The organism is Salinimicrobium soli (assembly GCF_048323655.1).
Taxonomy (GTDB): Bacteria; Bacteroidota; Bacteroidia; order Flavobacteriales; family Flavobacteriaceae; genus Salinimicrobium; species Salinimicrobium soli.
In genome coordinates this window covers 842073-866835 of the sequence record NZ_JBLUWW010000001.1, presented here as the reverse complement: position 1 = coordinate 866835, position 24763 = coordinate 842073, and the positions used below count along the sequence as shown (strand labels likewise).

Below are 24763 nucleotides of genomic sequence, written 5' to 3'. Positions count from 1 at the left end.
TGTGAAGAAAAACATAAAAAAACCCTACGAATCTGACTGAAAGATGACGGCGGTCATAATTAAACCTGCTTTTATGCCCCAACTTTGTATCAAATAAAAAACAGAAATCATGAAAACAATAAAGAACTTTTGGATAGTACTTGGAAGCTTTCTGGCACTTGTATTCTTTGCCCAGACTTCCTGGGGACAGACTTATAATGTCAACGGCAAAGCTTCTAAAGTAGTAGTAGAGGGAACTTCCAACATTCACGACTGGGAGATGACAGCAAATGACTTGCAGGGTACTCTAAAAGTAGTAATGGAAGACGGACAACTAGTGAAGGTAGATCAGCTAAGTTTCACAGTGATAGCTGAAAGCCTTAAGAGTGGTAAGGGAGGAATGGACAAAAATGCCTATAAAGCCCTTAATACTGATGATCACAAGAAGATCGAATTCCAGCTTCAAAGTGTAAAGAATATCGACTGTACTTCAAGCAGCTCTTGTAAGATCACCGCAACAGGTAATTTAACCATCAACGGGGTGAAAAAATCAGTAGATATGATCTTTGACGCTAAAGTAAGCGAAAGCAAGATCGACCTTTCAGGAAACAAGAAAATTAATATGACCCAATACAAGGTAGACCCCCCAACAGCAATGTTTGGAACCATTACTACCGGAGAAGAAGTAAACGTAAAATTTCAAGCAGTATATTCAAAATAACTTAATCTAAATTAAACTCAATTTAAAATTCAACTATCAACTTTTTTAAACAAAACAAAATGAAAAACTTAATTAAATATTCCGGAATCGCACTTTTGATGGCCATGGGCTTTCAGGTTCAGGCGCAAGAGGTTGAGGCAACCGAAGAGAACCAATCTCAAACAATATGGGACAGAGATCTTCCAAACTTTAGAGCTCCAGACCAAAGAGGTATTAATGAATTTGAACCAACTAAAGACATAGATACTGAATTCAATGGCGTACAGGTAAGATTAGGTGGTGCATCTACACTACAATTCCAGGCTTTAAGCCAGGAGAGCGAAGGACCGGTAGAATTGGTTGACCTTGGAAGCAACTTCAACCTTGCAACTGCCAACCTTGACCTTGACGTTCTTTTAGCTAAAGGTTTAAGAATGCACTTGAGAACCTACCTTTCTTCTCAACACCACCACGAATCTTATGTAAAAGGTGGGTATTTCCAAATTGACAACCTTGATTTCATCAGCGAAGGTTTAGCTTCAGGTCTTATGGACCATGTAAGAATCAAGATCGGTCACATGGAGAACAACTATGGTGATGGTCACTTCAGAAGAACTGACAACGCAATGGCTCTTCATAACCCATTTGTTGGTAACTACGTAATGGATGCTTTCACTACTGAAGTTGGTGCAGAAGTATACTACTTCAACGGTCCTTGGTTAGGTATGGTTGGATTCACCAACGGTAAATTGAACCAAAACGTTTCTGGTAAAGATTCTACAAGCCCATCCTGGTTAGTAAAATTAGGATATGACGACCAGATCACTGAAAACTTCAGATTTAGATTGACAGGATCTGTACTTCACGCTCCACACAACTACGGAAGAGGTGTTTACCTTTACAGTGGTGACCGTGCAGGATCTCGTTACTACGAAGTACTTAGCGACATCGACGGTGGTGGTGATGGATTCAGAGGTGGTATGATGGTTCCAGATGTGAACAATGACATGACTGCTTTCCAAATCAACCCATTCTTCAAACTTGGTGGACTTGAATTCTTCGGAATCATTGAAAGCGTTACAGGTAGAAAGAAAAACGAAGCTAACTCTGAAACAAGATCTTACAGCCAGTACTCTGGTGAGCTTCTTTACAGATTTGGAGCTGACGAAGACTTCTACATCGGTGGACGTTACAACACTGCAGGTGGAGAAGACAAAAGTGGTAATGACATCGACATTAACAGATTCCAACTAGGAGCTGGATGGTTCATGACCAAAAACGTTCTTGCAAAAGTTGAATACGTGAACCAGACTTATGATGGTTATCCTGCAAATGATATCCACCATGAAGGAAGCTTCAACGGTCTTATGCTTGAGGCAGCAATCAGCTTCTAAGATATACGTTTGAACTAGCCCGAAAATGGGGGAACCGGGTTCCCCCATTTTTTTTACCTAAATTTAAATGCCATGAAAAAGTTTTTGCCAATTGTTATGTTACTGTTCCTTAGTGCATTCACAAGTGCACAGACCCCTTTTCAGGTAAAAGAGGTGGCAGTTCTACCAACCAGTCACCTGTCAATAACCGGTGATACCAACATCAATAAATTCGAATGTAATTTCGATACCTCTTATCTTAAAAAGGCCCAAAAGGTCTACTACTCCAGAAAAGATTCAATAATGAATTTTACCGGAGCCATTCTTACCCTTGACACCCGTGGTTTTGACTGCGGAAATAAAGGGATCAATCAGGATTTTAATGATCTTATCAAAGCAGATCAATATCCTGAAATTCTGCTTGAACTCAACAATGTTACCCTCCATTCCAAAACCTTCGGAATAGCTACCATCTGTATAACAATGGCCGGCAAGGAGAAATTCTACAAAGTACCTGTAAATATTAAAAATGGACAGGTGGCCCACTTCCAGGGCGAACTGGAACTAAATATCAAAGACTTCGGCCTTGAACCTCCGAAAAAATTATTCGGAATAATCAAGGTAAAAGATGAGATCGAGATAAGTTTTGATCTCAATATCAAAAAACAATAATCCGCTTATCATGGATATCGTATCAGCTGCTGAAGCAGTATCTCACGTAAAATCTGGTGACAGGGTATTTTTTCAGGGTGCCGCAATGACCCCTAAGGTCTTGATTGAGGCTTTATGTGACCGGTACCAGGAACTGGAAGAGGTTGAACTGTTCCAGATCCATACCGAAGGCGATGCGCGCTACACCCGCGAACCTTACCGCAATTCTTTCATTACCAATAGTTGCTTCGTTGCAGGAAATGTGCGGCAGGCAGTGAATTCAAGCTATGGAGCCTACATTCCTATTTTTCTGAGTGAGATCCACCTGTTATTCAGGAAGAATATCTTACCATTAGATGTAGCCTTTATTCAGGTTTCACCTCCCGATAAACATGGTTATTGCTCTTTGGGACTTTCTATAGACATTACAATTCCGGCGATTCAAACGGCTAAGAAGATCATCGCCCAGATCAATCCGCAGGTTCCAAGGACTCATGGAGATGGGATCATTCATGTTAGCAAGATAAATGCTGCGGTAAATGTAGATGTGCCGTTGTTCACTCATGAACCGGGCATCCCTACAGAAATTGAAAAACAAATTGGAAAACACGTTGCCGAACTTATCGAAGACGGCGCTACCCTTCAAATGGGAATAGGCGGTATTCCAAACGTGGTACTTTCCAACCTTATGAACCACAAGCGCCTGGGTATTCACACCGAGATGTTCTCTGACGGGATCCTTCCATTGGTGGAAAAAGGGATCATCACCGGGGAAGAAAAAGAGATAAAAACCGGTAAGATCGTTACCTGCTTCGCAATGGGTTCCAAAAAATTATATGATTTTATAGACGATAATCCGTTGATACATTTTAAGGAAGCGGGATACACAAATGACACGGCAATTATTCGGCAAAACCCTAAAGTTACCGCTATCAACAGTGCCATTGAGATAGACCTCACGGGACAGGTATGCGCAGATACTATTGGATGTTATCAGTATTCCGGAGTAGGGGGCCAGATGGATTTCATTCGCGGCGCCTCCCTTTCTGAAGGTGGTAAGGCCATTATAGCTCTCCCTTCAATTACCAGTAAAGGAATTTCCAAGATCGTTCCACACCTCATGGAAGGTGCGGGAGTGACTACAACGCGCGCTCACGTGCATTATATCGCTACAGAATATGGCGTGGTGAACCTCTACGGAAAAAACCTGAAGCAGCGGGCAAAAGCCCTGATTTCCATTGCACACCCGGACCACAGGGAAAGCCTGGAAGAAGAAGCTTTTTCGAGAATCAACAAAACCAGGTAAACTCTTATAGAACTGTCAAAAAAGGTATTTTAGAAGTGGTTCTCCTGAAAAAATAATATCTTTAGGAAAGATGAACCTTCCTAAAATATCAGCCTTATGAAAAGCAGCTTCAGCCAGATCATTAATGATGACAAACCGGTGCTGGTCGACTTTTCTGCCGACTGGTGCGGCCCATGTAAGACGCTGGGTCCTATTTTAAAGGATGCGAAGGCAGAATTGGGTGATGAGGTCAAAATAGTCAAGATCGATGTGGATAAGAATCAGGCCCTGGCAGAGAAATTCCAGGTGCGGGGAGTTCCCACGCTCATCCTGTTCAAGAACGGGAAACAACTTTGGCGTCAATCTGGAGTGGTACAGAAATCTGCAATTGTGCAGCTAATTCGCTCTCATCAATAATCATACATGATCGACGAAAATCTACTGCTGGACCACGGAGCCCGCAAAGTTTCTTATTCCAAAGGCGATCAATTGTTTCGGGAAGGCGAGTCTGCTCTTAATTTTTACCAGATCGCTTCCGGAGAGATCAAAATGAACAATTACAACGAAGACGGAAAAGAGTTCATTCAGGGTATCTTTTCTATCGGGCAAAGCTTCGGAGAACCTCCACTGCTGGCAAATGTAAAGTATCCGGCCAATGCCGAAGCTCTTTCAGATGCCGAAGTTTTTCAGCTTCCAAAAGAGCATTTTCTGGAACTGCTTTCCTCCAATCCTAAAGTACATCTCAAAATAACCGAAACCCTTGCAAAAAGGCTTTTTTACAAGGCTATCATGGTATCTGAGATCTCCAGCCAGGAACCTGAACACCGTATTCTTCGTATTCTGGATTATCTTAAAAAGCATGTACATAAGATCGAAGGGGAATTCACTTATAAAGTAGATCTAACCCGCCAACAGTTGGCAGATCTCACAGGCCTTCGTGTCGAGACAGTGATACGGGCTACCAAGTCCCTGGAGAAAAAAGGAGAACTTCAGATCAAAAAACGCAAAGTTTACCGCTAGATGTTCTTTCCCTTTAATTTTCAGCCTTTTAGCACCTGAAGTCGGACAGAAATGTCCTCAATTATGACTCAAATCATATTTCTCCTGCCCTGTTCCCAATAATTTTACGGCAGTAAAAAATTGACAGGTATGAGACTTTACAACACACTTTACAAAGATTTTGAGGATTTATTTGTGGGATATTCGGCTTTGGCCATTATCCTTTCCACCTGCCTTGGAGCTGCCTCGGCAATGGTAATTTTGATGAACGGGCATGATCTGCTCCAAATGATACAGCTTTTCCTGGTTGTAGCAGTGAGTATGATCTATCTGGTAGCTGTTCTTGCACAAATGAAACCTAAATTTGTTTTCAATACCCTACTTTTGAGCCTTGTGGTAAGCACATTACTTCTTGTGATAAATGTTATAATGAGGTACTAACATCAGGCTATGAAACATGATATTCAAAACCGGGAGGATGTTTTTCTCCTGGTTTCTTCTTTTTATTCAAAAGTGAGAACCAATCCGGAGATTGGCAGGTTCTTTAATGAAACCATTGAAGACTGGCCTGCACACCTGGAAAAGCTAACCGACTTTTGGGAGACCAATCTTTTTATGGTGAGCAAATTCCGCGGAAATCCCATGAAAGCTCATAAAGAAGTGGACCAGAATTTTGACCACTCTATCGAGCAAAAACACTTCGGAACCTGGTTGAACCTGTGGTTTGAGACCATTGATGAATTATTTGAAGGCGACAGGGCGAATATTGCCCGGAACAGGGCCAGAAATATGGCCACTAATATTTTTATGAATATGTACCAGAGCAGGCCAAAAGGTTGATTGGTGTTTGGTGTTTGGTGATTGGTGATTGGTGATTGGTGATTGGTTAATTGGTAGGAAGAAGGACCACTCAAAAATGTCATTTTTGGCACCTTTTAAACTTGCCCTTTGATAAAATTTAATCCGCCTCTGTTCCCGATATTTTGTGCCTTTGCTCTTGCTCAGCCACAAAACTCGAACTGACGGCTCTTCTACCCTCTGAAAAGCAATGATCCCTGGAAGAACTCTCTAAAATGACATTTTTGGGACCTTTTAAACCTGTCCATTGATAACACATGATCCGCCTCTGTTCCCGATACTTTGTGCCTTCGCTCTTGCTCAGCCAAAAAACTCGAACTGACGGCTCTTCTCCCCTCTGAGAAAAATGATCACTGGAAGAACTTTCAAAAATGTCATTTTTGAGACCCCATAAAAGCAAAAGATCCGGAGCAAAAACTCCGGATCTTTTTGTTTCAGAAGATGCTAATTCTAGACAGTCATTGAGAACAGCTGGGTCTCAGGTTTACTGCGTTGCAACAGCAGGTCAAATGCCATACACACATTGCGCACAAAAGGCCTGCCCTTCTCGTTGATCACCAGCCTGTCTTTTTCGATCGTTAGAAGCCCGTCCGCTTCCATTTCTCGAAGTCTGATCAGCACGTCCGGCAATTCAGGAAAAGCAAGGTTTTCATCCTTCCATGATGTTTGGAGATTGCACATCAGGTTCAGGATATGCCGCCTTAGTTTTTCATCTTCTTCGGTTAGAATATGCCCCCTGTAGAGAGGGAATTCGTTTTTATCCAGTATTTCATAGTATTCTTCCAGGGTCTTCACGTTCTGCGCAAATCCGGTCCAGCTGTCACTAATAGCTGAAACTCCCAGGCCAATCATGACCTTTGTCTTTGAAGCAGTGTAGCCCATGAAATTGCGGTGTAGTTTTTTGTCTTCTACAGCCTTATAAAGGGAATCAGATTTCAAGGCAAAATGGTCCATGCCAATTTCAACATAACCCGCTTCGGCCAGCATTCTCTTTCCGGTCTCATACATTTCTCGCTTCACATCGGCCGTAGGAAGATCTTCTTCCTTGAATCCGCGCTGCCCATTGCCTTTTATCCACGGCACATGGGCATAGCTGTAAAACGCTATCCTGTCCGGCATCAATTCTTTTGTCTTTTCAATGGTGGTCTTGATGTGCTCCACTGTCTGGAATGGAAGTCCGAAGATTATATCGTGGCCCACAGAAGTATAGCCTATTTCCCTTGCCTGTTCGGTCGCATCTTTCACATTCCGGAAAGGCTGAAAACGGTGAATCGCCTGCTGCACCACCGGATTGTAATCCTGCACGCCGTAACTCACCCTGTCAAACCCCAGCTCAAAAAGGGCTTTTAGATGATCTTTTCGGGTGTTGTTGGGATGGCCTTCAAAACTGAATTCAAATTCTTCAGCTCTATCGGCATTTTCGAATAATCCATTGATAAGCCTGGTAAGATTTTCAGGAGAGAAGAAAGTAGGGGTTCCTCCTCCCAAATGAATTTCTTTAATTACCGGGCGCTCCTTCAGCAGTTCCAGGTACAGGTCCCATTCCTCCAGCACTGCCGAAATATAGGGAGACTCCACATCATGCCTTTTGGTAATACGCTTATTACACCCGCAAAAGGTGCACAGGCTTTCGCAAAACGGCAAATGCAGGTACAGGCTAATTCCTTCGGAAGCATTACTCTCCGAAAAGGACTTTTTTAGGGTCTCTTTATACTCCTCAATAGAAAAAGTACCCTGGTTCCAATATGGCACCGTTGGATAACTGGTATACCGCGGGCCTGCCACATTGTATTTGTTGATCAAAAAATTGCTCATTCCTAATAATTTAGAGGCAAAAGTAACGGAAAGGTAAAGCGGAAAAAATGATCCAAATCAGGTTAAGAATGTCCGAATTTATTACTGCGGAAAAATTCCATCCAAAAATGTCATTTTTGACACCTTAAGGAACTGACAATTTTCCGTAGAATATTTGCGGATATGGCTGCGGAAATTATTTCTGATACTTCGGAAGGTTTACAACTGCGAGAACGTATTTTTCATCCCATTTTGGAGCCCGTTCCAAACATATGCCCAGAAAGAACGGTGCGGATCCCGCTCCACGCGGACTTCCCTGCTCTTATGATCTCCGGAAATTCCGTCGTTGTCCACAAAAAGATTGGCAATGGCGGTAAAGAATCCGCGTTTTTCATTGCTTCCTTTTTTGAGCCATATAAATTTGAACTGGTCGTAGTTCAGCCGTACATCACCGGTGAGTACTTCATCGTTTCCGGTAAAAGTGAACCAGGCATCCTTTATGGTCCCCTTTGCCTCCATGTTCATGGAAGGCCGCAGCAATGGATTGAGAGCATCTCCGGGAACGGCTCCGAATTTACCCTTAAAAAGGAATTTATCATTGGGATTGGTCACATTGAAAGTCCAGTCTACTTCCAACGGTGACACCTTCTGAAAAGTGGCATTTACATGCACCTTTGTTTCCGGGAAATCCTTGCGGTCGAGATTGATATTGGTCAGAGAAGTAATATCGGCATCAATATCAGAAAAGATGACTTCAGCAGGAGGAATTCCTTCTTTTACCTTTTCCTGATATTGAATTTTACTGTTTCTCACCCTGACTTTTTTAAAGTCGAGTTTTACGGGAGCATTCCGCAGCAGACTACTGTATAGAGGACGCTTGCGCGGATCATCTGGCAGGAGCTTGTTACGATAGACTTCCAGGTCGCCACCGGTGACCGTCAACATCGGATTCCGCAGGTAAAACTGATCCTTTTTATATTCAATTTGCAGGCTGTCCAGCTGAATATTCTTCACCCGAAGGGAAATCCGGTCCTTCTCATAAGGAATGACCTGGTCAAATTCTGCTTTTTCATAATAAGGAAGGATCTTGAAGTCCTTAATTTCTGTCTTGCCGTTCTCCATTCTCACCTCTTCTGCTGCCACATAATGCTGCGGATTAATATTTATCCTGAGGGAATCGGAATAAAAGGAATAGGTCTCATATTGAAAGGGCATCCGATTTTTTACGGTAGCTGAATCCACGTGTACTGCTGACAAAGTAAGGGTTGGAAAGCTTATAAAAATATCATTCCCGGTAGTATCTTTTTTCTTTAGACGAAAATTCCCGTTGTGGAATTCCACATTTTTAACCGTGATATTTCGGCTAAAGCCTTTTGTCCCACCACTGCTACTATCGTTTTTTTTCTCGCTAAAAATTATATCAGGACCTTCGATCACCAGCCTGTTGATAACCAGTTTGTCATCAAAAATATATTTGATCAAACCTATACCCTTTAAGGATATCTTTTTTGCTGCCATTTGTTTTCCATTGCCATTGAAGTCCAGGCTGTCAATAGTAATTTGCCTTTGAAGCAGGTCCACATCTGCTTCTTTATAAGAGGAATCCTTCCCAATGGCTTCATCGATACTGTTCTTGATACGGTTTGAGAAGTAAAAACTTAGGGCTATAAAAACAAGGATGAGGAATCCTAATATTGAAAGAATGATGACAGAAATTTTCTTCTTTTTTTCCAATTTGGCCGGTTTTTGCTTCTGAAGATACAAGGATTTCCGTAGAAATACGTCGCTCACCCACCATTTTTACTGGGCTTAAGAAAATTTTATCATTCCTGAAATGTTAAAATCATTTGAGACTTTTTTCGCTCAAATCGTGATAAGCTCCTAAAATTTTCACAAACGAAGGATGCCTCTGTTAATTCTGTATTAATCAACATTTCCTTAAAACAGTTTTAACACAACTCCGCTTAATTTAGGCCACATAAGAACAAATAACTACGACCAGCCTCATGATTACAACTCAACCCTCTCAGATAATTGAAGAATTTAAAAATTTTGTCCACAGCAGCTGTTTGGACTGTTCCAATAATGCCTTCAGTTCACTTCACAAAGGGATCATTAAGATGTACTTTGCTGCGAGAAAAGTGGATATTGATTATGAAAATAAAGTAGTGAAAGCTGAGATCCCGATTTCAGATCATGAATATACTACGGTAAGTTTCGAATGCCTGGACCTGGAAAGATTTTTGTCGTCCTGCATCAAAAATGATAACAGAAGCCTGAAATTCTATCAGAGCGCTCTCAATTATTACAGTATTTTAAAAGTTGCTTGAGAAAAATTGTCAATGATTAAACTAAGACCCGGTATTTTTTACCGGGTTTTTTATGCCATCATCTTAATGACAACTTTAAAAAAACTTCTAAAAACAAAAAAACCGAACTGTTTTCACAATTCGGTTTCCATTACTTGTTGGCCCACTAGGGCTCGAACCTAGACTCTTCTGGACCAAAACCAGACGTGTTGCCAGTTACACCATGGGCCATTGCTGTAATGCGGATGCAAATTTAAAACAAAGTTTTTGTTGTACAAATATTTTTTCTGTTTTCTTTCAGTTTTTTCCGACCTCGAAAAATACCCTTTTTTAAGCTCCTGTTTTTCAGAAAAAAAAGATCCATCTCCCTTCCCTATTACGTTTCATCTTCAGAAATAATTCATATTAAAGTCCGTTGTGGTTTCAATAGCTTAATTATTCTTAAATTCGCCACTGTTCTCAATTTCAACACACATGACAAAATTTAACTTTACCAGGTGGAATAAGATCCTTGGCTGGTTAGTTTTTTTAGTAGCCCTCCTTACATATTGGCTTACCGTAGAACCCACCGTTAGTTTCTGGGATGCCGGGGAGTACATTTCCACCTCCTCAAAACTCGAAGTAGGGCATCCGCCGGGAGCTCCACTCTACCAGATGATGGGTGCTTTTTTCTCAATTTTTGCAAATGACCCGGGCCACGTTGCTTATATGGTGAATATGATGTCTGTCTTTGCCAGTGCTTTTACCATTCTCTTCATGTTCTGGTCAATAAGCCTGCTGGTACTTAAGATCACGGGGCCGGTGGAAAAAATTTCTGACGCCAGTAAAATGGCAGTTTTAGGAAGTGCTTTAGTTGGTTCTCTGGCCTTTACTTTTACTGACAGTTTCTGGTTTAATGCCGGTGAAGCCGAAGTTTATGCTATGGCCACCTGTATTATGGCGATCCTCTTTTACCTTGGCCTTCTTTGGGAAAGGGATATGTTTGCTCCAAGGGGCAACCGCTGGGTGATCCTTATCTGTTTTATTATTGGTCTTTCCTTTGGAGTCCACTTTATGGGGCTGCTCACCATTCCGGCGATCGGGTTCTTATATTTCTTCAAGAACTTTTCTAAGGTCACCTGGAAGAACTTCATAGTCGCCAACCTTGTGGTAGTAGCAGTATTGATGTTCATCTTTAAAATGCTGCTTCCGTATTCCCTCAGCCTTTTCTCGGCTACCGAAGTTTTCTTTGTGAATTCTCTGGGAATGCCATTCAATTCGGGAACTATATTTACAGCTCTTGTAATTATCGCGGCCTTCTACTTCGGAATAAAATATACCCGTAGGAAAAAATACTATCAGCTCAACACGCTTCTGCTGTGCATCCTGTTCATCTTCATTGGGTTTTCAAGCTGGATGATGCTGCCAATCAGGGCGAATGCGAATACGGTCATCAACGAAAATAATCCGAATAACGCCCGCGAATTGCTGGCCTATTACAACCGGGAACAATATCCCGAAACTCACCTTTTCTACGGACCTCAGTTCACCGAAATGTACAGCGGACTTGACGAGAACAATCCCTACATCGATGACAAGCCAAAGTATGAAAAGGATGAAGAGCTGGGCAAGTATGTGATCGTGAACAATTATAAGAATGCGAAGCAGAATACAGATGACATGCACAAGGCTATTTTGCCGCGTATGTGGAGTACAGAACACGCTGCAAATTACCTGGATTTCACGGGACCTCTAAAATTTACCATTAAACCCGAATATCAGGGGCAGGAACAGTTAGTGGCTGCAGTAAATGAATTCCGTCAAAGCTACAATAGCGGAAATATCGACAATGAACAATACGATAATTTCCTAAGACAGTTCAGGGAATACATCACCGTTGAAAAACCCTCCTTTTCATCCAACCTGCAATATTTCTTTCAGTTCCAGTTGGGCTATATGTACTGGCGATATTTCATGTGGAATTTTGTGGGCCGCCAAGATGATATACAGGGAAAATATACAGATCAACACGGGAACTGGTTAAGCGGGATCGACTTAATTGATGAAGCGAGACTGGGCCCTCAGGATAATTTACCGTCAGATATCAAGAACAATAAGGCAAGGAATACTTATTATTTCCTTCCGTTGCTCCTAGGATTACTGGGTCTGGTATTTCAGTTTTCCAAAGACAAGAAGAATTTCTGGGTATTACTGGTGTTCTTCCTCTTCACGGGGATCGCCTTAAAAGTGTATTTAAATGAACGGCCTTTTGAACCACGTGAAAGAGACTACGCTCTTGTAGGTTCCTTCTATGTATTTGCGATCTGGATAGGATTTGGGGTATATGCCTTATTTGATATTCTCAAAGATTATATCAAACCAAAAATTGCGGTGCCGATTGTGGTAGTGGCCTCCTTACTGGCTGTACCTACCGTTCTTGCTTCAGAGAACTGGGATGATCATGATCGTTCAGACCGGTATACTGCCCTTGCAATGGCCAAAATGTATCTTGACAGTCTCGATCCAAACGCCATCCTGTTCACCATTGGCGACAATGATACTTTTGCCCTATGGTATGCCCAGCAGGTAGAAGAATATCGTACCGATGTAAGGATCGTCAACACCTCCCTGTTTGCGACCGACTGGTATATTGACCAGATGAAATCACAGGCGTGGGAAAGTGCGCCAATTCCGAGTCAGCTCGTTCATGAGCAATATAGATATGGAACCAACGATGCGGTGTGGTATCAACCCATCACCCGTGACACCATGAACATAAAGAATTGGCTCAACTGGATAGCCAGTGATGATCCAAGGACGCAGGCAGAATTAATGAGTGGACAAAACGTTAGCACCTTCCCTACCAAATCCCTCAGGATCCCTGTCAATAAGGAGAATGTTTTGGAAAATAACATTGTCAACCCCGAAGATGCAGACCAGATAGTTGACGAGATCATCATTGAACTGGATGGCGACATCTTATACAAGAACCGTCTCTTGATGCTGGACATTATTGCCAATAATGAGTGGAAACGACCTATTTACTTTACCGGTGGTAGCTTTGGAGATGATGATTATCTCTGGATGAAAGATTACCTCCAGTTAGATGGCGTTGCCTACAAACTTGTGCCTATCCGAACCCCGGTGAATCCTCAGAACCCATTTGATATGGGAAGGATAGACACAGATAAGATGTACAATATTGTCATGAACTGGTATTGGGGTAATTCCGGTGATCCAAATATTTATCATGACACCGAAACCCGTAAAAATGCTATTACCTATAGAAGTAACCTTGCCAGGCTCATTGAAAAACTGATCCAGGAAGACCAGCTCGAAAAAGCAGAAAATGTGCTGGATCTGGGAATGGAAAAAATGCCTCTTGATTATTACGGCTACTACACCTTGCTTGAACCTTTCATTGGCGGGTATTATGAAGTTGATAAAAAAGAGAAAGCACGAGAGCTTTGGGACCGGGTAGCTAAAAAGTACCAGGAGAACCTGGAATATTACAGCAGCTTTGATATTAATCGCCAGCTTTCCTGGGGAAGCGAAATTGTGAGCGACATTGAAAGATACCGCAGCCTTGTTGATCTTTTGATCATTCATGGCGATGAAGAGAAAGCACGGAAAGAAGCCGATACTTTCAATAATTACCTGATGATGTTCAGACATTTCTACGGAAGCCCAGATGCTTCTGAAGATTTGCCAGATGTGCAGGAAGAATTGATTCCTGAAGAAGCTGTTGATTCACTATAAAACCTAAGCCTGCTCCTAAAATAGCAGGCTTTTTTGTATGATAGTCAAAGTATCCGGATTAGTAAAAAAATTGTATCCAAACAGGATCTGGAATGGAAGACCTGACGGAAAAAGGCTTTACCTCAGCTTTGACGACGGTCCAATTCCGGATGTTACGCCCTGGGTGTTACAGCAACTGGAAAAATATGATGCCAAAGCTACCTTTTTCTGCATAGGAGAAAATATCAATAAACATCCTGAAGTATTCAAAAAGGTACTATCTGCCGGTCACCGGTTTGGAAATCACACCTACAACCATCTCAATGGCTGGAAAACCCCATTTCAGCAGTATATTGATAATGCGCAAAAAGCGCAACGGGAAATGGATCTCCACTTCAAGGAAAATGAGCCCCCTCTTTTTCGCCCTCCCTACGGAAAGATCACCAACCGCCAGGCAAAACAGCTGTCCAAACTGGGTTTTAAGATCGTAATGTGGGACGTGCTGAGTGTAGATTATGGTGCAAATGTCTCTGCTAAAGTATGTCTTCAAAATGTACTCGAAAATGCAGTACCGGGAAGCATTATAGTGTTTCACGACAGCCTGAAAGCAGAAAAAAACTTGCGTGAGGTCCTGCCAAAGGTGCTCGATCATTTTTCGAACCTGGGATTCAAATTTGAAAGGCTCGAAAAAAGCAATTTTTAAAAAGTATTTTCAAAGAAAAAGGTGGTCAAAAACCACCTTTTTCGATCAGCATTTATTTTACTGCTCAAGCCAGGTCAAACCTGTCCAGGTTCATCACCTTGTTCCAGGCTGCAACAAAATCATTCAGGAATTTCTGATGAGCATCTGAAGCTCCGTAAACTTCAGCCAGAGCCCGGAGTTCAGAATTAGACCCAAAGATAAGGTCCACCCGGGTACCGGTCCATTTTACATCACCGGTCTTTCTGTCCCTTCCTTCAAAGAGCCTGTCAGAATCATCTGCTGCCTTCCAGGTAGTGTTCATATCCAACAGGTTCACAAAAAAGTCATTGGTAAGCTTTCCGGGCTTGTCAGTAAACACCCCGTGTTTGGATTGATCATAATTGGTGTTCAAAACACGCATACCTCCTAAAAGCACGGTCATCTCAGGAGCTGTTAAAGACATCAGCTGAGCCCTGTCAACCATCATTTCTTCCATTGAAGCAGAATAGTTATTGTCCTTTTTCGCATAATTCCGGAAAGCATCAGCTACGGGTTCTAAAATTGTAAATGCCTCCACATCGGTTTGCTCTTCTAAAGCATCGGCACGTCCCGGAGAAAAAGGAACTTTTATTTCCTGTCCGGCATCTTTCGCTGCTTTTTCGATTCCGGCGCATCCACCCAGCACGATTAGGTCTGCCAGGGAAACTTTCTTACCTCCGGACTGCGCCTCATCGAATTCTTTCTTGATCCCTTCATAGGTGTCCAGGATTTTGGATAACTGCTCCGGATTATTTACTTCCCAATATTTTTGAGGAGATAACCTGATTCGTGCTCCGTTGGCACCCCCTCTTTTGTCTGAATTCCTATAAGTGGATGCCGAAGCCCAAGCTGTAGTCACCAGTTGAGAAACAGAAAGCCCCGAATCTAAAATTTTATTTTTCAGGTGGTCAATATCCTGTTCATTGATGACCTCGTAATCTACTTCAGGAATCGGATCCTGCCATATCATATCTTCTTGGGGCACTTCAGGACCAAGATATCTTGAACGTGGACCCATATCCCGGTGGGTTAATTTGTACCATGCCTTGGCAAAAGCATCTGCAAACTCATCCGGATTTTCAAAGAAATGCCTGGATATCTTCTTGTACTCAGGATCTTCTCTCAAAGAGATATCAGTGGTCAACATGAATGGGGCGTGCTTGCGAGAAGGATCATGGGCATCGGGAATAATTCCTTCCCCGGCGCCATTTTTCGGTTTCCACTGGTAAGCACCTCCGGGGCCTTTTGCACATTCCCACTCGAATCCAAAGAGATTCTCAAAGAAATTGTTGCTCCATTTAGTTGGAGTTTTTGTCCAGGTTCCTTCAATTCCGCTGGTAATAGTGTTTTCAGCATTTCCGCTTCCGAAGGAATTTTTCCAGCCCAGTCCCATTTCTTCGATACCTGCACCTGCCGGTTCTATCCCCACATATTTTTCAGGGTCGGCTGCCCCATGGGTTTTCCCAAAAGTATGACCGCCTGCTATTAAAGCCACGGTCTCATAATCGTTCATGGCCATTCGGCCGAAAGTTTCCCGAATATGATCTGCAGCCGCCACAGGATCCGGGTTTCCGTTAGGCCCTTCCGGATTCACATAGATCAATCCCATATGGGTAGCTCCTAAGGGGTTTTCCAGCTTCTCGCCGTGAGCAAAGCGCTCTTTATTGCCTAACCATTCTCCTTCAGATCCCCAATAGATATCTTCTTCAGGTTCCCAGATGTCTTCTCTTCCGCCGCCAAAACCAAAGGTTTTAAGTCCCATGGATTCCAAAGCACAGTTCCCGGCAAGGATCATAAGATCTGCCCAGGAGATCTTTCTCCCATACTTTTGCTTTATTGGCCAAAGCAACAACCTTGCTTTGTCAAGGTTGGCGTTATCTGGCCAGCTATTCAAAGGTGCAAAGCGCTGAGAGCCGGAACCTCCACCTCCTCTACCGTCAGCTATACGATAGGTACCGGCGCTATGCCAAGCCATTCTTATAAAAAACGGACCGTAGTGTCCAAAGTCGGCAGGCCACCAGTCCTGGGAATCGGTCATTAGATCGTAAAGATCTTTTTTTACTTCATTCAGATCGAGGCTCTTAAATTCTTCAGCATAGTCAAAATCTTCTCCCATAGGATCTGACAGTTTCGAATGCTGCCGCAGGATACTCAGGTTTAACTGGTTGGGCCACCAATCGCGGTTAGAAGTCCCGGTACCGGCGGTAAATTTTAGTGCTCCGCCCATAAAAGGGCATTTACTCGACTCATTTACTTCCCATACTTTGTGGTTATCAGGGTGATTTGAATCATTACTGTGTGCCATTTTGGAGAGTTTTTAGTTAATTAATCGATTAAAAATATAATAATTTAAAGCTATGATTAAAGATTTTCAATAAGTAAACTCTATTTATTCATCATATATAATTTATTGCATCAAAATTTACCGGAACATAGAAGTAGAATTAGAGGCAGCTTTGGGAGGTTCTTGTAATTTAAGACATTAGTCTAAAACTTCTAAGCAGATCAGAGAGAAAATTACGGTAAACTTTAATCTCAAAAGGAACTTTCTGGCAAGCTGGATATGGATCAAGGGGAAGACGAAAGCTAAATGAGCTGCTCCTAAATTGTGAGCCAGGCATGAAGACCGAATTTACTGGAATTAATGACACTGACCCCTTTTAAGCCGCAGTAAAAGAATGCTCAGAAAAGATCTCATAGATCATTTGAAATGAAGCATAATTTTTTTTTCTATTTTAGAGAAGTAATTAAACCATTTGTTATGAGTGAGTTAAGAAAAGAAGACATAAATCAAGAGGTCTTTGACCTGTATGATCAATACGCCCACAATAAGATAGGCCGACGACAATTTGTAGAGAGACTTTCCTTGTATGCTGTGGGCACCGTCACTGTTGGCTCATTGTTGAGTTTTTTGTCACCTAACTATAATGACACTGTCACAGTTGCGAAAGATCATCCAGATCTAGATTCCAAATATATCACCTATGATTCTCCCAAAGGCGGCGGGAAAATTAAAGCTCTTCTTTCCACCCCTAAGCAACCTACGGGGAAACTGCCGGGAGTGATTGTTGTACATGAAAATCGCGGACTCAATCCATATATTGAAGATGTGGGACGCCGGGTCGCCCTGGCAGGATTTATGAGCCTTGCTCCTGATGCTCTTACTCCATTGGGAGGTTATCCAGGAAATGATGACGACGGAAGGGAGCTACAGAAAAAGAGAGACCGGGATGAAATGCTGGAAGATTTTATCGCCGGTTACGAATATCTTAAATCCCATCCTGATTGTACCGGCAAAGTTGGAGTAGTTGGATTCTGCTTTGGAGGCTGGATATCAAACATGATGGCTGTAAAGGTCAATGGTCTTTCAGCTGCAGTACCCTATTATGGAGGACAGCCTGCCAGGGAAGAGGTCCCAAAAATAAATGCCCCTTTACAACTACATTATGCCGGTCTTGATGAACGGGTAAATGCCGGATGGCCGGAATATGAAGCGGCGTTGAAAGAAAATCAAAAAGAATTTTCTGTCCATTTCTATCCCAACGTCAACCACGGATTCCATAATAACACAACACCTCGCTTTGATGAGTCGGCCGCAGAACTCGCCTGGTCCAGGACGATAGAATTTTTTAAAGAAAAACTCGTATAGTTTATCTGCAATTTTTTTAACCGATCTTGTCTTAAACACGTACCAACTTTTCTTTTAGGACTGGGACTTCTGTCGCCTTATTCTTCATGAAAAAAGTATTTGATCTTTGCTCTGGATCCCAGGCCACACACCCTAAAACGAAGGTTTTATTTAATTTTCTTATTTTAGAGTGGTTGCAAAAGAAGCCGATCGATACCCTACTTTCCTACCACTTTTAAAGTGGACCCGATGAAAATCAGTAAGAATGCCTTATCTCTTCAAAAGCTTTAAAAGAAAATTCATAAACATGGGCAAAACCAAAAAATATTTGGCGTACGCCATGGGAGAGATCATGCTTGTGGTTGTGGGAATTCTTATTGCCCTGCAGGTAAATAACTGGAATGAAGAAAGAAAAAACGAGAATAGGAAACAGCGGTATCTGCAGTCTCTTGTCATGGATCTGGAGAATGATCTTGATGAGATCGATAGTCTCATGAATTCCGCAGTACTAGACACCACTAGACTTGGGAATCTACGGAAAAGAATATCTTCACCTAATGCAAAACTGGACACATTAATTCATATCTACAGATATGAATTAAACCCAATTATAACGGACGCTGCAAAATTTAAAACAACAACTTTTGAGGCCATTGAAGCCTCCGGGGATATTAATCTGTTCTCTGCTGAAACAATTGAAAAATTAACCATTCTCAACAAGCTTCAGCAAGCGCATCTCGATTTTTCTTTGCAGGACCTTTCCCAGTATAAAAGATCCATAAATGTGGTAATAAAAAAGTACCCTTCTCCCATGTACAGTGGAAGTATGAAGATTCATTCTCCGATGTCTCAGAAAGTGTGGAATTCTATTGAAGCAGCTGATTTCATTTCAGACCTGAATGGCCTCATAATTGTCAAGTACCTCTCAAATCAATTGTACTTGCAAAGAAGTGAAGAAATAAAGAAATACACAGAAAAACTTCTGCAAGAACTGCAGAAAAAGTCAGAAGCGGATTAAAGACTTTTTTAAATATATTCCTGGATCAGTCCTATAAGCGTGTTGGCGTCTTGCTCGCCACTTTGCCGCCACTTCATCTCCCCTTCCTTATAGATCATGAGGGTAGGAAGGCCTTTTACTCTAAGAGCTTCGGCAAGTTGAGCATTCTTGTCAACATCGATCTTTATGACTTTGGCCTTATCACCAAGTGCTGCCGCCACGTCCTTCAGGACCGGATGCATGGCTATAGACGCTTCATTCCATTCTGTGTAGAAATCCAGAAGTACCGGAATTTGCAGGTCAATTAATTCACCAAACTTTGACATATATTCGGGTTATTAAGTACCACAAAGCTGTACCGAAAGTATTGCTTCACCTACAGCCTTTACCAAATATAATGAAAAGTTTGAATTATACAGGTTTAGGGCCTTTTCTCAGTTCAATGACCGATACTTCCGGCCAAATACCCACTCTCCCCGGATAGGCTAAAAATCCGAAGCCGCGGTTAACATTTATGAACCTTCCGAATTCTTCATAGATCCCCGCCCAGTTCTCATAACGATATTGCACCGGACTCCATTTGAACCAGCCCGGGATCTCTATCCCAAACTGCATTCCGTGGGTGTGCCCGCTAAGGGTAAGATGATAATGCTGCGGATCCTTCTTAATGCGCTCCTGCCAGTAAGAGGGGTCGTGGGAAAGAAGCACCTTGAAATCCTCTTTTTTGAGACCGTTGGCCGCTTTGTCCAGATCTCCGGCTTTCTTAAAGCCGCCAATCCCCCAATTCTCCACTCCTACAATGGCGATCTTCTCTCCATTCTTCTCAATGAACTCATGTTCATTGAGCAGCAGTCGCCATCCCATTTCCCTGTGCACATTTTTAAGAGCTTCCAGGTTTTGCTTTTTTGCCTCAGCAGATTCCCAGGCCACATAGTCACCGTAGTCATGGTTCCCCAGCACAGAAAAGACTCCGTGCTCTGCTTTAAGACCTCCAAAAAATTCTTTCCACGGGTCCATTTCTGAAGCTTTATTATTGACGAGGTCTCCGGTAAACAGGATCACATTGCTCTCCTGCTCGTTAATAAGGTCAATTCCGTATTTTATTTTTTCAGGATTATCAAAACTTCCGCTGTGAATATCACTTATCTGAGTGATCCGGTATGTATCAAAAGCGTCAGGAAGATCCTCGAAGTACAGCACATACTTCAGCACCTTATAGTTGTATCGTCCCTGATACATTCCGTAAAGCAAAGATGCGAACGGAATGGCCGCGATACCCAGCGCGATCTGGCTGATGAACTTCCGCCGTGATGGCATGTCAAATTCCCCCGGCGACTGTGCGAGTTTCCGGTAACCTCCAATGAACAACCGCACTATATCCTCTCCAAAAAGGAGTATGAAAAATATGATCTTGGGAACAAAAAAGACGAGAAAAAATCCGATGGCATAGCTTTTAGCTCCCGAAAGTCCCTGGCTGTCATTGAAGTTGAACTCATAGATCAAAAAAGCCAGTGCACCCAGTGAGAGCAGCAGGTAGATCACGTATATCCAATGATGACGGGTGGTGGTTTTAAAAGCCTGGAAAGCATATATATCCAGAACGATATAAAGGAGGACGAAAATTATCCAGCGCATAAAAATTATTTTAGGCAAAAATACTTCCTGGAAACTGCATTACAGCAACAGTTTCGCTGTTATTGGTTATCTGGGCATAAGATCTGGCTATGGAAAGAAGGCAGTCAAAAATGCCATTTTGAGATAACAACAATAGCGCCAAATAATCTATGGCAGTTAGTACAGTTTTCCTATTTTTAGAAGCAGAAGCATTTTCATGAAAAGACGCAATTTCATCAAAAACACAGCCCTCTACGGAATTGGCCTCACAGCTGTTCCCGCGGGTTTTTCAGCCATTCTAAAATCCTCAAAAATGTCATTTGAACCTATTTGTATAGCCACCTGGAGATTTCCCAACGCCAGTCAACGTGCCGGAGAGTTACTGGAACAAGGAGCCTCGGCGCTTGACGCGGTAGAACAGGGAGTAATGGTCGAAGAGGCCAACGTGAAGAATTCCACTGTGGGAAAAGGCGGTGCACCAGACCGCGACGGTAATGTCACCCTCGATGCCTGTATCATGAATCCGCAAGGCGACGCAGGAGCTGTTGTCTATCTTAAGAACAATACCCACGCGGTTTCTGTAGCACGTAAGGTGATGGAAGAAACCCCACACGTGATGCTTGCAGGAGAAGGAGCCGATCAATTTGCCAGGGAACAGGGGTTTGAAAAAGAAGAGCTGTTGACTGAAGATTCAAAAAAGGCTTATACAGAATGGCTTAAAAAGAAGGAATACAAGCCTATTATAAACATTGAGAACCATGATACCATCGGGATGTTGTGCATTGATCAAAATGGTGATATTGCCGGCGCCTGCACCACATCGGGACTTTCGTATAAAATGAACGGCCGCGTAGGAGATTCTCCCATCATTGGAAGCGGACTCTTCCTGGACAATGAGGTAGGTGGCGCCGTAGCTACCGGTATGGGAGAGGCCATCATGAAAAGTGTAGGTAGTTTTTTGATAGTAGAACTTATGAGGCAGGGTAAAACTCCGCAGCAGGCCTGTGAGGAAGCCATCTACAGGATCATTAAACAAAATCCCAATTACAAAGATTTCCAGGCGGCCTTTATTGCCATGAACAAAAAAGGCGAAGTGGGTTCTTATTGTATTCAGAAGGGTTTCAGCTACATGAAATTCCGCGACAACAACAATGAAAATATCAAGAGTGCCTATTATTTGGACTAATCAGTTTTAAGAAGGCTCCCTGCTTTCTTTGGTCAGAACTTCGTAGTTTTGGTATCCTAATTAAAAGAACACAATGGCTGAACAAAAGCGCTTATTTCTACTCGATGCATATGCCCTGATCTTCAGGGGTTATTACGCCTTCATCAAGAATCCACGGATCAACTCAAAAGGTCTTGACACCTCAGCGATCATGGGATTCACCAATTCGCTTTTTGACGTAATAAGGCGTGAAAAACCAGATCACCTGGCGGTGTGTTTCGATAAGGAAGGAAGCGATGCCAGAACAGAGATGTTCGAGGCATACAAAGCGCACAGGGATGCAACTCCGGAGCCTATACTACAAGCCATTCCATATATACAGAATATACTGAAGGCCATGCACATTCCGGTGGTGGTTTTGCCGGGTTGTGAAGCCGATGATATTATAGGAACCCTTGCCAAACAAGCTGAAAAAGAAGGTTACAAGGTGTTTATGGTGACTCCCGATAAGGACTTTGCACAGCTGGTTACCGAAAATATTTTCATGTACCGCCCGGCCCGAATGGGTAACGGGATCGAGATATGGGGAATCCCTGAAGTTCAGAAAAAATTCGAGGTGGAGCGACCTGAGCAAGTGATCGATTTCCTCGGAATGATGGGCGATGCTGTAGATAATATTCCCGGGCTGCCGGGAGTGGGTGAGAAAACCGCCAAAAAGTTCATTAAACAGTTCGGAAGCATGGAAAACCTTTTGGCCAATACTCATGAGCTGAAAGGGAAAATGCGCGAAAAAATTGAAGCTAATGCTGAACTGGGCATAGTTTCGAAGAAACTGGCAGCCATTATGTGTGACTGCAATGTTCAATTCCACGCCGAAGATTATGAACTCTCCATGCCGGATTCTGAAAAAGTGCAGGAGATCTTTGAGGAACTGGAATTCAGAAGGCTTAAGGATCAATTCCTGAAGTTGTTCTCGGGTGAGGAAACTTCGAGGCCAACACAGGTGACAAGTACACCTACGGCCAAAGCACAGGCTCAGCCTGCAGGTTCGGGTCAATTTTCCCTTTTTGGAGGGGAAGAAGCTTCGGAAAGCCTGGAATCCTTTTCGGGAAGAAAGACTATAAAAGATGTGCCGCATGTTTACCAGAGTGTGGCTTCGGGAATGGCTATGCAGCTGTTCCTTCAAAACCTGAAAAAGCAGAAATGCATCTGTTTTGAACTGGTCACCGACAGCCTGGATCCTTTAACAGCCGAACTTATAGGAATTGCTTTTTCATGGGAAGCCGGAAAAGGATTTTATGTCCCCATTCCGGAAGGCAAAGAAAAAGCACAGGAAGCAGTAGATCAACTACGTCCCATTTTTGAAGCCGAAGACATTGAAAAGGTAGGCCAAAATCTTAAGCACGATATCAAGGTGCTGGCCAAATACAATATTGATTTTCAGGGTGCTTTGTTTGACACCATGCTCGCGCATTATCTTATCAATCCAGATATGCGCCACGGGCTGGATGTACTTTCAGAAACTTATTTGAATTACACGCCGGTCTTTGTTGAAGAACTCCTGGGAAAAGGAAAGCAGCGAAAATCCATGCGGGACATTCCGCTGGAGGACCAAACCGAGTTCAGTGCTGAAGATGCCGATATCATCTTACAGCTAAAACAACAATTTACTCCGGAATTAAAAGAGGCAAACACTGAGAAACTGTTCCATGAAATAGAAATTCCGCTGGTCAAGGTACTTGCAGATATGGAACTCGAAGGCATCAATTTAGACAGAGAGTTTCTGGAAGGCCTTTCCGAAGAAATGGAAAAAGATATTGCCAACCTTGAACAGGAGATCTACCAGACGGCGGGAGAAGAATTCAATATTGGTTCCCCAAAGCAGTTGGGAATTATCCTTTTTGAAAAACTGAAGCTGATTGATAAACCGAAGAAGACCAAGACAGGCCAATATTCCACCGGGGAAGATATACTTTCTGCCCTCGCGCCCAATCACAAGATCGTGCAGCAGGTGCTGGATTACAGAGGTCTTGTAAAACTAAAGAACACTTATATTGACGCGCTGCCGCTGCAGGTGGAACCTTCCACCGGCCGCGTGCATACAGAATACATGCAGACCGTAGCCGCTACCGGAAGATTGAGTTCCAACAATCCAAACCTGCAGAATATCCCAATCAGGACTGAAAGAGGAAGGCAGGTTCGGAAAGCTTTTATTCCGCGAAATGAAGATTATGTGCTGCTGGCTGCCGATTATTCTCAGATCGAACTCCGCATCATTGCTGCCTTGAGTCAGGAAGACAATATGATCAAAGCCTTTAAGGAAGGGCAGGATATTCACGCTTCTACCGCCGCTAATGTCTTCAATGTAGCTATGGAAGAGGTGACCCGGGACCAGCGAAGCAATGCCAAAACGGTAAACTTCGGAATTGTTTACGGGGTATCGGCATTTGGACTAAGTAATCAAACGAATCTTTCGAGGAGTGAATCCAAGGATCTGATCGATACTTACTACAAGACCTATCCGAAGTTGCGCAACTATATCAGCGAGCAAATAGATTTTGCCCGGGAACATGGTTATGTTCAAACCGTTCTTGGAAGACGCCGATATTTAAAAGACATTAATTCCCAGAATGCCGTGATCAGGGGCGCTGCGGAAAGGAACGCGGTAAACGCTCCCATCCAGGGAAGTGCTGCCGATATTATTAAACTGGCCATGATCAATATCCATAAGAAACTGGAGGCCAAAAATTACCAGTCAAAAATGCTACTTCAGGTACATGATGAACTGGTATTTGATGTGTACAAACCGGAGTTGGAAGAGATCAAATCCCTCGTGAAATCTGAAATGGAAAATGCTTTCAAGCTGGAAGTTCCTTTAGAAGTGGATCTTGGGGTGGGAGAAAACTGGCTCGAAGCTCACTAGAAAAAACCTTCTGAATTTATTCTAAACCTCACAGGACCTGTGAGGTTTTT

20 protein-coding genes and 1 tRNA gene are annotated in these 24763 nt (G+C 42.8%); 15 read left to right on the top strand and 6 right to left on the bottom strand.

What is annotated here, in order from left to right; all coding sequences use genetic code 11:
• The first annotated feature begins 109 nt into the window (after positions 1–109).
• The 8 genes from ACNORC_RS03935 (at position 110) to ACNORC_RS03900 (ending at position 5827) form a co-directional block, all read left to right on the top strand.
• Complete coding sequence (locus ACNORC_RS03935; protein WP_418334288.1) at positions 110–700, top strand: YceI family protein; 591 nt, start codon at positions 110–112, stop codon at positions 698–700.
• 59 nt (positions 701–759) lie between these two features.
• Complete coding sequence (locus tag ACNORC_RS03930) at positions 760–2073, top strand: hypothetical protein (RefSeq protein WP_418334287.1); 1314 nt, start codon at positions 760–762, stop codon at positions 2071–2073.
• 72 nt (positions 2074–2145) lie between these two features.
• Positions 2146–2724, top strand: coding sequence for a YceI family protein (locus ACNORC_RS03925; protein WP_418334286.1), 579 nt, complete (start codon positions 2146–2148; stop codon positions 2722–2724).
• Positions 2725–2734: 10 nt separating this feature from the next.
• Positions 2735–4009, top strand: coding sequence for an acetyl-CoA hydrolase/transferase family protein (locus ACNORC_RS03920; protein WP_418334285.1), 1275 nt, complete (start codon positions 2735–2737; stop codon positions 4007–4009).
• Between the two features lie 96 nt (positions 4010–4105).
• Positions 4106–4405 carry a thioredoxin gene (gene trxA / locus ACNORC_RS03915; RefSeq protein WP_418334284.1) on the top strand — a complete coding sequence of 100 codons (300 nt, stop codon included), beginning with the start codon at positions 4106–4108 and terminating at the stop codon, positions 4403–4405.
• 6 nt (positions 4406–4411) lie between these two features.
• Positions 4412–5008 (top strand): Crp/Fnr family transcriptional regulator, encoded by a 597-nt coding sequence (locus ACNORC_RS03910; RefSeq protein WP_418334283.1) that lies wholly within the window; start codon positions 4412–4414, stop codon positions 5006–5008.
• 129 nt (positions 5009–5137) lie between these two features.
• Positions 5138–5428, top strand: coding sequence for a hypothetical protein (locus ACNORC_RS03905; RefSeq protein ID WP_418334282.1), 291 nt, complete (start codon positions 5138–5140; stop codon positions 5426–5428).
• A gap of 9 nt (positions 5429–5437) precedes the next feature.
• Positions 5438–5827 (top strand): group III truncated hemoglobin, encoded by a 390-nt coding sequence (locus ACNORC_RS03900; protein WP_418334281.1) that lies wholly within the window; start codon positions 5438–5440, stop codon positions 5825–5827.
• 468 nt (positions 5828–6295) lie between these two features.
• Here ACNORC_RS03900 and hemN read toward each other — a convergent pair whose 3' ends face one another.
• Together hemN and ACNORC_RS03890 are read right to left on the bottom strand one after the other, a co-directional pair.
• A complete protein-coding gene (gene hemN / locus ACNORC_RS03895) occupies positions 6296–7660 on the bottom strand; it encodes an oxygen-independent coproporphyrinogen III oxidase (RefSeq protein ID WP_418334280.1) in 1365 nt (454 codons plus the stop codon).
• Between the two features lie 198 nt (positions 7661–7858).
• The gene (locus tag ACNORC_RS03890; protein WP_418334279.1) at positions 7859–9373 is read right to left on the bottom strand and encodes an AsmA family protein; all 1515 of its coding nucleotides are present in this window, start codon (positions 9371–9373) and stop codon (positions 7859–7861) included.
• 272 nt (positions 9374–9645) lie between these two features.
• Here ACNORC_RS03890 and ACNORC_RS03885 point away from each other — a divergent pair, with 272 nt between their 5' ends.
• Entirely contained in the window at positions 9646–9969 is a 324-nt protein-coding gene (locus ACNORC_RS03885) for a hypothetical protein (protein ID WP_418334277.1), read from the top strand.
• A gap of 137 nt (positions 9970–10106) precedes the next feature.
• Here the strand turns inward: ACNORC_RS03885 and ACNORC_RS03880 are convergent.
• A tRNA-Gln gene (locus tag ACNORC_RS03880) sits at positions 10107–10179 on the bottom strand.
• 243 nt (positions 10180–10422) lie between these two features.
• Between ACNORC_RS03880 and ACNORC_RS03875 the strand changes: the two genes are divergently transcribed.
• Together ACNORC_RS03875 and ACNORC_RS03870 are read left to right on the top strand one after the other, a co-directional pair.
• The gene (locus ACNORC_RS03875) at positions 10423–13686 is read left to right on the top strand and encodes a glycosyltransferase family 117 protein (protein WP_418334276.1); all 3264 of its coding nucleotides are present in this window, start codon (positions 10423–10425) and stop codon (positions 13684–13686) included.
• Between the two features lie 37 nt (positions 13687–13723).
• Positions 13724–14368: a polysaccharide deacetylase family protein gene (locus ACNORC_RS03870; protein ID WP_418334275.1), complete on the top strand. Its 645-nt coding sequence runs from the start codon at positions 13724–13726 to the stop codon at positions 14366–14368.
• A gap of 64 nt (positions 14369–14432) precedes the next feature.
• Here the strand turns inward: ACNORC_RS03870 and katG are convergent, their stop codons facing one another.
• Positions 14433–16691 (bottom strand): catalase/peroxidase HPI, encoded by a 2259-nt coding sequence (gene katG, locus ACNORC_RS03865; protein WP_418334274.1) that lies wholly within the window; start codon positions 16689–16691, stop codon positions 14433–14435.
• A gap of 456 nt (positions 16692–17147) precedes the next feature.
• Here katG and ACNORC_RS03860 point away from each other — a divergent pair, with 456 nt between their 5' ends.
• Together ACNORC_RS03860 and ACNORC_RS03855 are read left to right on the top strand one after the other, a co-directional pair.
• The gene (locus ACNORC_RS03860) at positions 17148–18035 is read left to right on the top strand and encodes a dienelactone hydrolase family protein (protein ID WP_418334273.1); all 888 of its coding nucleotides are present in this window, start codon (positions 17148–17150) and stop codon (positions 18033–18035) included.
• A 286-nt stretch (positions 18036–18321) separates the two neighbouring features.
• On the top strand, positions 18322–19032 hold the full coding sequence (locus ACNORC_RS03855; protein WP_418334272.1) for a DUF6090 family protein: 711 nt from the start codon (positions 18322–18324) through the stop codon (positions 19030–19032).
• 8 nt (positions 19033–19040) lie between these two features.
• Here ACNORC_RS03855 and ACNORC_RS03850 read toward each other — a convergent pair whose 3' ends face one another.
• Together ACNORC_RS03850 and ACNORC_RS03845 are read right to left on the bottom strand one after the other, a co-directional pair.
• A complete protein-coding gene (locus ACNORC_RS03850; RefSeq protein ID WP_418334271.1) occupies positions 19041–19337 on the bottom strand; it encodes a thioredoxin family protein in 297 nt (98 codons plus the stop codon).
• A gap of 85 nt (positions 19338–19422) precedes the next feature.
• Positions 19423–20646, bottom strand: coding sequence for a metallophosphoesterase (locus tag ACNORC_RS03845; protein ID WP_418334270.1), 1224 nt, complete (start codon positions 20644–20646; stop codon positions 19423–19425).
• Positions 20647–20842: 196 nt separating this feature from the next.
• Here ACNORC_RS03845 and ACNORC_RS03840 point away from each other — a divergent pair, with 196 nt between their 5' ends.
• On the top strand, positions 20843–21811 hold the full coding sequence (locus ACNORC_RS03840) for a glycosylasparaginase (RefSeq protein WP_418334269.1): 969 nt from the start codon (positions 20843–20845) through the stop codon (positions 21809–21811).
• A gap of 73 nt (positions 21812–21884) precedes the next feature.
• Positions 21885–24713, top strand: a complete 2829-nt coding sequence (gene polA, locus ACNORC_RS03835; protein ID WP_418334268.1) for a DNA polymerase I — start codon at positions 21885–21887, stop codon at positions 24711–24713.
• The last annotated feature ends 50 nt before the right edge of the window (positions 24714–24763 follow it).